Origin of the sequence: Pantoea sp. B_9 (genome assembly GCF_008632015.1) — a bacterium.
In the GTDB taxonomy this organism is placed as follows: Bacteria; Pseudomonadota; Gammaproteobacteria; order Enterobacterales; family Enterobacteriaceae; genus Pantoea; species Pantoea dispersa.
In genome coordinates, this window is record NZ_VWVL01000013.1 from 17,947 (window position 1) to 29,175 (window position 11,229).

Below are 11,229 nucleotides of genomic sequence, written 5' to 3' on the forward strand. Positions count from 1 at the left end.
CCCCTACTATTTTTTCGCTCGTTCAGGAACGCTGGTATCTATCTCTGGATAGTTGTTGTCTGCGTTCTTTTTAGCGGAATCCTGCGACTGTGTTTGACCATTTGACGCGGGCTGATTTTCTTTATCAGCCCCGTCACACCCAACCAAAGTTACCAATGCGAATAAAACCAATATTGTTTTCTTCATAGTGTTACCTGCTTAACGAAGTATCAATTTCAGGAAAATTACCGTTGCCGCTGGTTTGAGCGCGAAGCTCATTTTTCATCTGACTTGAGGCTATCTGTTGGGCCTGCTGCATCTGTGCGACCGTCTGAAGCTTCGACTGGTCATTAGCCAGCTGAGTTTGTTCAGACTGAATGCGCGCCTGTAAATCCATAATGGCTTTAGGATCGGTTGCGCTGTTTATCTGGTCCGTGAGTGATTGCAGAGTATCAATGCGGGCGCTGGCGTTCTTATAAGCTTCCTGACCCATTGCCTGCTGTGAGGCTGAAATATTACGTATCTGATCGAGGTAAGATTTCATCTCCGGAGACAGGTTATTGAGGTCTTGCTGAGAAAGTACCGATTGTGCCTGTTTGATTGAATTTGCAGCGTTTGCTAGTTCAGAGTAGCCGCTGCTGCTACCGTTAAGCATGTTCATCGCATCATTCCAGTTCGACGGCAAATAGCTACGATTCTGGCCGCTCAGTAGCCCTCCCATGCCACGGCTACCCGTCAGGCTATCAATCTGACGGGTAGCAAGAGAAACCTGGCTTTTCATCTGCTCCAGCTGAGAAAGCATGTGATTAATCTGGATTACCTGATTTGATAATGAACCAAGATCAACAACCGGAATCCCGACATAAGCATATGATGGATTAACGCTAACTACGGAAAAAAATACAGCGCCAAATATGGCAGCTTTCGTCTTTATGCTTTTCATCATTCAGACCTCTTACGTTCATAAAAAATAGGCAACCATACGGACGGATTGTTGCCGTACTCTTCAATAAGGTTACGCACAATATCAACATTTGTTTTACGTGCAGACAATACAGCCAGCTCGTTATCCATGCCCTTTAAATCAAGTTTAGCCACTACTGAGCCGTGACTCTGCTTGACCAAAAACATGCGTGAACCTTCCGGGATTTCCTCTGAAATAAGCTCATACTCTCTATCCGATAGATTCATTCCGTTTTCATCGGACGTATATTGAGAGCGAACCGCGCTAGGATCAGGAAAGAATATTTTAGTCGCTGTCTGTTCAATAAGAGTACGTGCTATCGGTGAATTTAGGGCATCCGAAGGTGATTGTGTATCGAGTATGACCATACCGTTAAGCTTACGAATGGTTTTTAGTTTGTTCTTTCCGAAGTCCTCGAAATAAGGATCGGCTAATAACTTCCAGAACTCCGCAAGGTGGATTACCAGCCTTCTCCCATCAATGAGATTTTCTACAAGGTGGAAGAGATACATACAAATCGGCGTTCTTAATTCTGGAACATCGAGGAAAGAACTTATATCAAAACCTACGGTTTTTATTTCACCAAAGTTAACCATAAATTCATCGTGCAGGTTATCAAACACCCACGCATTTTCCCCGTCTGAGTCTCCCAACTGATGCGCATAGCACCATTTAGTAAGCGCTGCATACGGGCCTTCTTCCTCTGTGGCATCGAGATAATCAAGCACTCGACCTAAACGGCGTTCGTGAGGCTCAAGACTCAAAACGCGGTCTACTGCATAGAAAACGTCTTTCTCCTGCTGGCGTGTCAGCGGAGTTGTCCGGGTAGCCAGCTTTAACGTCAGGTCTTTTAAAAACGCCCTGTTTGCTTCTGTCAATGGCATCTGGAAAGGTTGCCAGTGCGTAGCCTTTCCGCGCTCAATCGAATTATATTGGCCGCCTAAAGCATGAATAAGGATTTCTGAGTCATTATCCTTAGTAAACATGATCGTTGTTGCATCGAATTTCTGCATCATTGCAATCGACATATCAACAAATACAGTTTTACCTGAGCCGTTAGGCCCAAAGATTAAAGTGTGGCCGACGTCTTTTTTAGTGCTGGCTTCAGGATCATCAGAAGGGTCTGAAGCATGGTAGCTAAAATACAGCGGCGTCCCAGCAGCGGTAGCAAGCAACGTTAAAGCGTTACCCCAGTGATTGCCTGATTTGCGGCCCGATGGGAAATTATGGAACGGGCTGAAGCCTGAAAAATTTCTGCTTGTAATAGCAGCAACACGCGGACGATAACTGAAGTTTGCAGGAAGCTGTGACCAGTAGGCAGACTCAAGCGCTAAATCTTCACGGGCTGTCACCATCCCCGTATCGCCTAAATACGAACGAGCCTTAGAGACGTTATCGAGAAGTTCATCCTGAGATTCAGCTTTTACCATCAGCGTAAAGTGATGCTGGCCCATAACGAAGCGATTAGTTGCCAAATCATTAAGGGCGAAATCAATCTGTTCGGCCAGCTCCTGTGCGTCATCATCTGCGCTTTTCATTCGCCTTTTAGTCAGCTTAAGTTTACTGCGAGCAGTTTCTCTCGCTATAAAAGTAAACGACTGAGTAAGTACAAACTCAAAGTTTGCAGAAAGCAGATCATTAAAAATACCCGGCATCGTTTCCTCAGGGTATTCCTTAATTCCGAGCATGGCCGCGAGAATTGTTTTATCTGGCGTCCGAATTTCCAGCGTCTCACTACCAAAAAATAAACGGCTGGTATTCATCAGAAACTTTGCTGGGGTTTTTCCGATAGGGAACCGTTTTCTTTCACCGCTAACAAGGTAACTGTAAAACTCTAAAGGCTGAGAGAAATTCAAGCCATTGTGTTTATAGACAGTCAGCCTTTCTGCATCATAGCGCTTTAACGCTATTAAAACTTCATCGACCGCTTTATTGATGATTTGAAGGTTTCGCGTTCTTTCAGCGTCTAACCCGGCTTCATCCTTTCCCATCAGAATGTCAAACATTTTCTTTGTGAACATGTTTTTCTGAGGGCGAAAAACTACGGATAAATATAGGTCATTGACCTTCATTTTTTGAGAGGTAACACGCTCCGCATACTTTTCATCTAGTGAATTAACAAACGGGTTATCAGACTCACCTTCTGGATAATCGCTTTGTTCGTGCCTGTCCAAATGCGACCAGAAAGCGATATTCGGGAAAGCTGACGCGATATTGCGCAACGTATTGTTAAGGCTTCGATGCCAGGCATTAACCTGAATATCATCAGCGCTGAGGAAAGAAATCCCACTCAGCTTAATTAACTGAATGTAATCCCTTCCTGTTGTGGTGATGGTTGCCTTATCCAAATGACCTACATAAGGAATCTCCTTAGATAGAACTACGTCATTTTTCACATGGCGGCTTTTAGTTAAATCGGCAGCTACTGCGCTCATACAATGACCTCTTTATTATCTGATAATGCTTCGTCCAGATATTCTTTATTTTTACGTAACACTTTCCTTTTAAGTTTAAACTTTTTACGTACAGGCAACGGGCCATAACTGGCCGATTGCCAGTATTTGAAATTGCCAATACCCAAAAAGCCCATGACATACTGCCAACCTTTGGTAGCACACCATAAACGGATAAGGTCAAACGTCCGAGGGTCATTCCAGCAAATTAATACGAATACCCCATGAATCGGCAGGCAAACAGCCAGCCAAAGGAGGTTACGGGTGATTATGAAAGCTTCAACTGAAAAGATCATATTCAATATGAAAGCAACGTAAGTTACACCTAAAATCATTGTTGGCCGCGTTGGGCCAAGAAATAGCGTATCAACAATAATTCCCGGATTACGTTCGTCAGTTTCGACCTTATCCATTTATTACCTCCTGTTAAATGCCTGCTAAACCACGAATCCAGCTTACGATCTGATCTTTGCCGTAAACACAGATTACGCCGATAACAACGCCTACAAACCACCACCAGGAGATACGGCCAAACAGACACGCTAAACCTACTACCATTACGGCAATAGCTACGATCGGTGTAACAATATTGAGAATGTCAGAGGAACCGTTACTTGTGACACTTGCGAAAGGACTATCAGCAAATGAAAGGCCCGGTACAAACGCAAGTAAAGCGAGCGTACAGGCAACGAGCAGGTAAAATGCTTTATTAGCACGTTCAGTTTTATTCCACATTGAGACGGTATTTTCACCCATTAGTTTCACCTTTGTGAATTACAATTTTTATCAACGTATCAGACCCTATTAACGGCCTGAGGTAATCAAGGATCGTATTGACGTTAGCCCATAGACGCGGCTTTTTTCGTGCATTAAGTAAGAGTGATTCGTCTCCTCTCCAGGTTGATTTTACAAATAGACAGAAGCGGCCATTTTCCATTTCACTAATGGTCAAATGTTCAATGACTTTGTTTTCTGCATACGCCAAAAGCTCTTTCTCTTCGATAGTGCTTGTTTGCATAAGTCCTTCCCTCAGGTCAAAAGAGCTATTGTAGCCTGAGGACAGTTCCGATTTGCAGTCTGAAGGTTCCGTTTGCGCGATGAATCCTCCGTTATGTGGTTGAGATCTGTTCATTGTTCAGCTACTGCTGTTCGTAATCAGTCTCTGCATCCTCCTGTTGTTCGTCTGAGGGCTTAGCCTGTGAGCGGTTATAAGTGTCCCAATAGGGAACGTCCTGTTTCGGTGTTGCGGTTGGAGCCGACAATCTTACTGGTGCTGAACGCGGTGTTTTTTGTGTGGTTTTTCCTCCCCCAATATTCTCGATTTCTGTGTCGAGTGCGTCGATGTTTACTTTGTGTTGGTCTACAGCTTCACGCTGCTTTTTTGCTTCAGCCTCGTTCTTTGAAGCCTCCGCACTGCTTAGGGCTGACTCAGCTTCTTTTAGCCGAGCCAGCTCTTTGTTTTTTTCCGTAGTCAGAATCTCAAGACGCGTGTTATCGCGTTTGCTTTGTATGCTGGCATCGACTGATGGATATTCAGCCGCCTGTATTCCTGAAGAGGCAAACAGGGCGATTAAAAGCACCAAACTTAATTTACGTTTATTCATAATCCGTCTATACACTATTACAGTTTATGTACATACACTTTAGCATAAAGTGTAAATGAGTCACTATCTTTCCAGCTCATTTAGTGATTTTTTTTTATCTTCACCTTTCGGCGTGGCTGGCTCAGGTTGCGCCTGCCTGCTTTGTTGCAGCTGCTGATTCCAGTCCTTAGCATTTTCAGGCACTAACCTTTTAACGCCCGGAACAACCTCTGCCAGCTGCTTACTGAATAGCTCACCGTCTTTGTCGTTATCGAACCCAGCAAAGATCTCAAAGCCTTTTTGATGTAACTCTTTTGCGGTCTCCTGCAGAAGAGTTTTCCCTGCACCTGTGGTAGAGAGAACAAGCGCAGAAGGGTTGATAGCCTGGTAGCTCAGCGCGTCAATTGCAGCCTCTACAAACACCGCTTTACGCATTGAGGCATTTCCTGTGATAAAGGTTCCTTTATCACCCCGGACGCCGTGGAATGGTTTATCGTAGGTTCCACGCAGCTCTGCGCCGACTACTTCACCTTCAAGCGTTCTTAGGCCAAATACAGCATTGCCATACTTATCAGCCCAAAGGCGGCCTTTGTTGATGGCGTTATCTACCAAAGGTTCGGGAATAGCTCGTTTGTTTATCAGATAGTCCCGTACACGCTCAGTTTTGCTTGTTACTGGCTCAGGGATTTTTGACCGTGGAACAGGAGTTGTATCGAGGATTTGATTAGCATGTTTACCCGACTCATGCTGATACTGACTTACGGCCTGTTCCCTGCCAATATTCCCGCCTAACCAAGCGACTGCTTCCTTAAAGTTGTAATCTCCAACCTGCATTACCAGGTCGATTGCACCGCCGCCGCCTTTATCTAAATCGTGGTTAAAAAACTTATCGCCGGTGACAGTTACCCGCCCTGCTTCGGTTTTCCAGTTTCGCTGAGGATCGGCAGTGTCACGCTGCGCCCCTAGTCGCTCTAACACATCCTCTAACGGTATCTGCCGCAAGGCACTTATGTTCTCTTTTTTCATAGCTCATCCTGTTTTCAGAGCTGCTACGGAAAAAAATGTTCCAAACATAAATGGATTGTACAATCCATTTTATTTGGTTTGTACAATCCATTTATTAGGCGGAGTTACTATTGCTGTAACCAACTGATGAAACTCCATTAGCGCTGGTTAAACTTTTTTGCATACCCGCTGAGTTAGCCAGGTAGCGAGCAACATTAGGAAAACTGTTATTAGAACTTGTTTTCTGATCATTGCTTTCTATGGTGCAAGAACTGAGGGCAGGCATGGGGCTTTTACCTTTCCTTAACCTTTTTTTCCATGCCTTTTTAGCGGCGCCACAACCGTCAGGGAAACCCTGCGGCAAGCACAGCAGGATTGCGCACTCGTCTTTAGATGCAGCCTGAGACGTTGCCGGGATAGAAAACAGCAATGGCGCAAAAGCTAAAACTAATAATGACAGTTTGCGATTCATGATATTCACCCTTAAGTTAAAAACACAACACGCATAAGTGTACCAACAAAATAGCTTGTTTTGTGAGTAAAAAAATGCGCATAACCTCACAAAGGTTAATTTATCTATTGACTAGATACCTTTATGAACCTAAAATAGCCATATGGTTGAGATGTTAACCAGACGTGAATTAGCAAAGCCCCGACAGGCGGCTACCTGCCGAGGCTTCTAACCGAAATGATTAACTGAAATGGAGTAATCAACGGCTATGAAATATTTTACCGCTCCGCATACCGCTAAGCTAGTGAGAAAGATTCTTAAAGAATCGTTTCCAGATATGAAATTTTCAGTAAGAAGCCAGAGTTACACTACTGGCGGAACCTCACTGGCGATCACATGGACAGATGGCCCTAACGAAGCCCAGGTTAAAGGCTGCGTGAATCACCTCAGGTCTGGCTATCGAGATTCGCTGATCGATTACTCAGGTAACGTCTATCACATGATGAATGGTGAAACAGTATGCTTTGCCGCTGACATGATTAGCTATAACCGCAAGTTTTCTGAAGCTGCTGTCTGTAAAGCAATCGCCAGCGTACGCCGTCACTACTCCAAAAACTTCGGCTATCAGCTGACAGGTGTTACACCCGATGATTACTTGAAGGGTAAACTGTGGGATCATCGGGTAAGAAATTGCCCGGAGCATAGCTTTCAACTTAATTGCGTACAAACTGACATCAGGAGCGCGCTCAATAAGCATTCAGACCGCCTTAAGGTACGCAAGAGCAATACCGCCTTAACCATTTTTATCACGCATGATGATGGTTACAGCCGCGTACACGGCAGCGGCCTGAGCGCTATAAATATCTAGCATCAGTGGAGGGATTAATCCCTCCCTTAAATTAAGGGGAATCCGGTGTTAACACCTGAACAGAAAAAACGCGTAGCCGCGTTAATCAAAAAGGGGCTACCTGAAGCTGATGCGGAGGCGCATGTAATGAAAGAGTCTGTACATAATCAGGCCGTCAACGCAGAGCAGCAGGAAAGGCAGGACAGCTCTACCGAAGCAAGGTCCGAAAAGAGAAAAGTTGGCCGTCCGAAAAAAATTGATTCTGTAGATAGACGCAGCCTGAAAGCCGTAACAAAAATAGTAGATACCCGCGCTGCTATCGAATCTCAGAGCGCTATCGATGCTTCAGCCTTAGGCTATATGACCAGCGTTTGGGCTTGCGCTTCTATGCCACACTCCGAAATGGAACCAACTTATTTCAAGCGGAGCAATGGACAAACAACCTTGAAAATCATTGCTGATCCCGAATACGGCCTACCTTACGGAAGAATCCCAAGAATTATAATGGCGTGGTTATGCACTGAAGCTAAAATCACTGGTTCGCAAGTTCTTAAATTAGGGCGCAGCCAGAATGAATTTATGCGTAAATTAGGTATGACGGCAACAGGCGGCAATAATGGAAGCATAGCCAGGCTAAAGGAGCAGGCAACTCGTCTTTTTCATTCAACTATATCTCTGACTAATGATGTAGGTAGCGAGCATCGTTTTAAAAACATCACTATCGCTGATGAAGGCATGTTGTTATGGAACCCTAAAGCACCAGACGAGAAAACCCTATGGGAAAGCACGATCACACTGTCGGCAAGATTTTATGATGAAATACAAACATCCTCAGTTCCTATAGATATGCGCGTGATTAATTCTATGCGCTCTCCGCTTGCTATAGACATTTATATCTGGCTTACCTGGCGTATAAGAGAGATTAAGAGAGGCCAGACTACAATCCCGTGGGAAAGCCTTAAAAACCAATTTGGTGCAAATTATTCCGATACGCCAAAAGGTTTATTTAACTTCAAGTCCGAGTTTATCAAGAAACTTAAAGACGTTTGCTTTTACTACCCCGAAGCTAAAGTAGAGATCACTGACAGCGGGCTGAAATTGCAGCAAAGCCCGCCACACATACCCAGCCTGAAAAGAAGCAAAACAGCGTAACAAAAGAAGCGGCCAAGCCGCTTTTTTTGAGCCAAAGATATTGGATTGTACAATCCAAAATTTCGCCGCGTCGAAATTGTCAGAGCCATTTTATCCACGCATAAACGCCAGAAAAGGAAGTTATGCAGACAGACTATGCAGGAAGCGGAATTGTGCTGAAAACCCCTCAACAAACCGCGCATAAACGCCAGAAAATGTACGCATAAACACTAGATATTCTGCGCATAAACGCCAGAAAAGGCACGCATAAACACTAGATATTCTGCGCATAAACGCCAGAAAAGGCACGCATAAACACTAGACATTCTGCGCATAAACACCAGAATATCAAACACAAAAAAAGGCTTTATATTATTGATTTAAGTGGTAAATATTTCATTCGGTGTCTACCCCATGTATTACACATATTCACAAGTATTTTCCTCAAATAGCTTACAAGTAAGTTTTTCATTTATCCTTCTCAAATAAATACAAATAACTTAAAGCGACAATTTTGTGGACAACACAACTGCCCACCGCCTAAAGGCCGTGGACAGCCGCTAAGCGGTTCTTGTGTTGACCACAAACCAACAAGTTTTCATTTTTTTTTGAAGCAAATCACAAAACACCCCCCGCTTTCGATAAAGTGCATAATGCTATTGACTCAATAGAGTTATTAACCTATGATCTAATCATGGCTTAAACATCAGGCGGCTACCTGAGGACTAACAGAAATGGTGTTAGACATGTGATTCAGCGAAGGAAAATCAATGCGCGGCAAGAAACGCCTTACAGCGAGTGAATTTAATGGGATCAGACCGTTCCTTACACGCATGAAAGAAAGAAATATTTCTGCTGTCTATGCGCATTTAGTGGACGGAAAAAAACAGACTGATATAGCCGAGGAATTAGGCGTCACCAAAAAGGCTGTATCTCAGATGGTTAACAAAGCGTGGGCCTTACACGTTGAGAAAGGAATAACGCCAGAAGGTTGGGTAACGATGGATGTAACATTACCCGCTGATATGGCAGAGATAGTAAAGCAGATGGAACGTCAGGCCCGCGAAAATTATGCTAAGGATTCTGAATGAAACTTATAGACGTAACTAACCAGAAAGGCGGTGTAGCAAAATCAACAACCGTTGCTAACTTTGTTTTCTATATTGGCAATATCCTCAATAAAAAGGTTTTGCATATTGATGGCGATGAACAGGGCAACAGCGGAGATACCCTTTCACAATATCAAGTTTCAGGTTTCGACTCTTATAAGTTTTTCGAGCCAACTAAATTAGATGTGCCTAATTTTAGCGGAAATATTTTATCAGCTCGTTCTTCCTCAGAATTAGTTAAGATCGAAAAGAACGTAACTGGCTTAGACGATGCTGGACTAATTCAGACTTTGGCCGACCGTATCAAAGATGTTGCAGACCATTTTGATTACATCGTTGTAGATACAGCGGGTTCCAATAGCAGAATAGCTAACTCGTTTTTACTGGTAGCTGATTTCGCGTTGATACCGACAACTATTGATGAGTATGCGATGAAAATTACCCAGCGCTCATTAAAACGCGTTATTGGCGTACAGAAAAGTTATCGGCCCGACCTTGTATTCCTGGGCTTACTGCCTACCCGAATTGATACCCGTTCTCCTACGGTAAAAAAAGATTTAGAGAGTTTGCTTGTTAACTATTCGCAATACGTTTTACCCGTGAAAACTACGGAGCGGCAACCATACCGCACAGCTGCATCACGCGGCGTTCCGGTATGGGAACTGAAAAGCTCAGGATCGGAAAGGGACACAGGGAAAGAATTGTTACAGGTATTTGACTTAATCGCTAAGCGCATCGGAGTAGAACAATGAATATCGATTTAACAGGTTTAGACCAGCTCACAGGTGAAAGCGATAGCGGCAGCAGCGCGGGAAAAATCCTGGACCTGGACGTAAACAAAGTTACCCCAGACCCTAATCAGCCTCGCATTGATGTTGCGAATGATCCTGAATTGCCAGAGATGGTAGAGACCGTTAAGGCCAGAGGCGTAAAAGTACCAATCTCTGTCCGGACTAACCCGGATAAGCCTGGACACTGGATAATTAATTTCGGAGAGCGCCGTTACCTTGCAACACGAATGGCCGGAAAGAAAACCATTCCGGCTTACGTTGACGAAGAAGCGACTGATTATGACCAGGTTAACGAAAACCTTAAGCGCAAAGCCTTATCAGCTTACGAGATGGCAAGGTTTATCAATAAAAAATTAGAAGAGGGAGCCAAGAAAAAAGAAATTGCTGAGAAATTGGGCGTCAGCAACTCCTTCATTAGCGAACATCTTAAACTTTGGCAATCTCCTGATTTTGTCCTGGAGTTAGCCCGCAGTGGAAGCATTGGCGGCAAGACGCTTTACATGCTTGCAGCGATCGATAAAAAGCACGAAGCAGAGCTAAGAAAATTTATTGCTGATGCTAATGGCGATGCAAGTTTGATAACGCGGAGTTCTGTTTCTGCTTTCATCGCTCGATTGAACAACCCTGAGCCTAACCCTGATGAACAAACCTCAGGAGCTACAGAGATCGCCAGCGATACTCAGGGCCAGCAGAACGCCGATACAGCCCCACAGACGGCCACAGGAGCCACAGAGAACGCCAGCGATACTCAGGGCCAGCAGAACGCCGATACAGCCCCACAGACGGCCCCAGGAGCCACAGAGAACGCCAGCGATACTCAGGGCCAGCAGAACGCCGATACAGCCCCACAGACGGCCTCAGGAGCCACAGAGAACGCCAGCGATACTCAGGGCCAGCAGAACGCCGATGCAGCCCC

14 protein-coding genes are annotated in these 11,229 nt (G+C 44.6%); 5 read left to right on the forward strand and 9 right to left on the reverse strand.

Annotation, left to right across the window (positions count from 1 at the left end):
• Positions 1-6 precede the first annotated feature (6 nt).
• The 9 genes from F3I21_RS22515 to F3I21_RS22555 form a co-directional block, all read right to left on the reverse strand.
• A complete protein-coding gene (locus tag F3I21_RS22515) occupies positions 7-186 on the reverse strand; it encodes a membrane lipoprotein lipid attachment site-containing protein (RefSeq protein ID WP_150059813.1) in 180 nt (59 codons plus the stop codon).
• A gap of 4 nt (positions 187-190) precedes the next feature.
• Positions 191-925, reverse strand: a complete 735-nt coding sequence (locus F3I21_RS22520; RefSeq protein ID WP_150059814.1) for a type IV secretion system protein — start codon at positions 923-925, stop codon at positions 191-193.
• The gene (locus F3I21_RS22525) at positions 922-3,378 is read right to left on the reverse strand and encodes a VirB4 family type IV secretion/conjugal transfer ATPase (protein ID WP_150059815.1); all 2,457 of its coding nucleotides are present in this window, start codon (positions 3,376-3,378) and stop codon (positions 922-924) included. The genes F3I21_RS22520 and F3I21_RS22525 overlap by 4 nt, the downstream gene beginning before the upstream one ends.
• The gene (locus tag F3I21_RS22530; protein ID WP_150059816.1) at positions 3,375-3,809 is read right to left on the reverse strand and encodes a type IV secretion system protein VirB3; all 435 of its coding nucleotides are present in this window, start codon (positions 3,807-3,809) and stop codon (positions 3,375-3,377) included. The genes F3I21_RS22525 and F3I21_RS22530 overlap by 4 nt, the downstream gene beginning before the upstream one ends.
• Before the next feature lie 13 nt (positions 3,810-3,822).
• A complete protein-coding gene (locus F3I21_RS22535; RefSeq protein ID WP_223815731.1) occupies positions 3,823-4,152 on the reverse strand; it encodes a TrbC/VirB2 family protein in 330 nt (109 codons plus the stop codon).
• Positions 4,145-4,414, reverse strand: a complete 270-nt coding sequence (locus tag F3I21_RS22540; RefSeq protein ID WP_150059817.1) for a hypothetical protein — start codon at positions 4,412-4,414, stop codon at positions 4,145-4,147. Before F3I21_RS22540 ends, F3I21_RS22535 begins: the two co-directional genes overlap by 8 nt.
• A 121-nt stretch (positions 4,415-4,535) precedes the next feature.
• Entirely contained in the window at positions 4,536-5,000 is a 465-nt protein-coding gene (locus F3I21_RS22545) for a hypothetical protein (RefSeq protein WP_150059818.1), read from the reverse strand.
• Between the two features lie 63 nt (positions 5,001-5,063).
• On the reverse strand, positions 5,064-6,005 hold the full coding sequence (locus F3I21_RS22550) for a DUF3991 and TOPRIM domain-containing protein (protein ID WP_150059819.1): 942 nt from the start codon (positions 6,003-6,005) through the stop codon (positions 5,064-5,066).
• 94 nt (positions 6,006-6,099) lie between these two features.
• Positions 6,100-6,456, reverse strand: coding sequence for a hypothetical protein (locus F3I21_RS22555; protein WP_150059820.1), 357 nt, complete (start codon positions 6,454-6,456; stop codon positions 6,100-6,102).
• A 247-nt stretch (positions 6,457-6,703) separates the two neighbouring features.
• Between F3I21_RS22555 and F3I21_RS22560 the strand changes: the two genes are divergently transcribed.
• The 5 genes from F3I21_RS22560 to F3I21_RS22580 form a co-directional block, all read left to right on the forward strand.
• Positions 6,704-7,303 (forward strand): LPD29 domain-containing protein, encoded by a 600-nt coding sequence (locus F3I21_RS22560; RefSeq protein WP_150059821.1) that lies wholly within the window; start codon positions 6,704-6,706, stop codon positions 7,301-7,303.
• Between the two features lie 45 nt (positions 7,304-7,348).
• Positions 7,349-8,434, forward strand: a complete 1,086-nt coding sequence (locus F3I21_RS22565) for a replication protein RepA (RefSeq protein ID WP_150059822.1) — start codon at positions 7,349-7,351, stop codon at positions 8,432-8,434.
• Positions 8,435-9,183: 749 nt separating this feature from the next.
• Positions 9,184-9,504, forward strand: a complete 321-nt coding sequence (locus F3I21_RS22570) for a TrfB-related DNA-binding protein (protein ID WP_150059823.1) — start codon at positions 9,184-9,186, stop codon at positions 9,502-9,504.
• Positions 9,501-10,274 (forward strand): ParA family protein, encoded by a 774-nt coding sequence (locus F3I21_RS22575; protein ID WP_150059824.1) that lies wholly within the window; start codon positions 9,501-9,503, stop codon positions 10,272-10,274. Before F3I21_RS22570 ends, F3I21_RS22575 begins: the two co-directional genes overlap by 4 nt.
• Positions 10,271-11,229, forward strand: a 959-nt coding sequence (locus F3I21_RS22580) for a ParB/RepB/Spo0J family partition protein (protein WP_150059825.1), incomplete at its 3' end; no start/stop codon positions are given. The genes F3I21_RS22575 and F3I21_RS22580, both read left to right, overlap by 4 nt.

Excerpts from the sequence above, each read along its gene's own strand:
- F3I21_RS22545 (WP_150059818.1), bottom strand. The coding sequence starts at position 5,000 with ATGAATAAACGTAAATTAAGTTTGGTGCTTTTAATCGCCCTGTTTGCC.
- F3I21_RS22540 (WP_150059817.1), bottom strand. The coding sequence starts at position 4,414 with ATGCAAACAAGCACTATCGAAGAGAAAGAGCTTTTGGCGTATGCAGAA.
- F3I21_RS22560 (WP_150059821.1), top strand. The coding sequence starts at position 6,704 with ATGAAATATTTTACCGCTCCGCATACCGCTAAGCTAGTGAGAAAGATT.
- F3I21_RS22530 (WP_150059816.1), bottom strand. The coding sequence starts at position 3,809 with ATGGATAAGGTCGAAACTGACGAACGTAATCCGGGAATTATTGTTGAT.
- F3I21_RS22575 (WP_150059824.1), top strand. The coding sequence starts at position 9,501 with ATGAAACTTATAGACGTAACTAACCAGAAAGGCGGTGTAGCAAAATCA.
- F3I21_RS22570 (WP_150059823.1), top strand. The coding sequence starts at position 9,184 with ATGCGCGGCAAGAAACGCCTTACAGCGAGTGAATTTAATGGGATCAGA.
- F3I21_RS22525 (WP_150059815.1), bottom strand. The coding sequence starts at position 3,378 with ATGAGCGCAGTAGCTGCCGATTTAACTAAAAGCCGCCATGTGAAAAAT.
- F3I21_RS22515 (WP_150059813.1), bottom strand. The coding sequence starts at position 186 with ATGAAGAAAACAATATTGGTTTTATTCGCATTGGTAACTTTGGTTGGG.
- F3I21_RS22535 (WP_223815731.1), bottom strand. The coding sequence starts at position 4,152 with ATGGGTGAAAATACCGTCTCAATGTGGAATAAAACTGAACGTGCTAAT.
- F3I21_RS22520 (WP_150059814.1), bottom strand. The coding sequence starts at position 925 with ATGATGAAAAGCATAAAGACGAAAGCTGCCATATTTGGCGCTGTATTT.
- F3I21_RS22550 (WP_150059819.1), bottom strand. The coding sequence starts at position 6,005 with ATGAAAAAAGAGAACATAAGTGCCTTGCGGCAGATACCGTTAGAGGAT.
- F3I21_RS22555 (WP_150059820.1), bottom strand. The coding sequence starts at position 6,456 with ATGAATCGCAAACTGTCATTATTAGTTTTAGCTTTTGCGCCATTGCTG.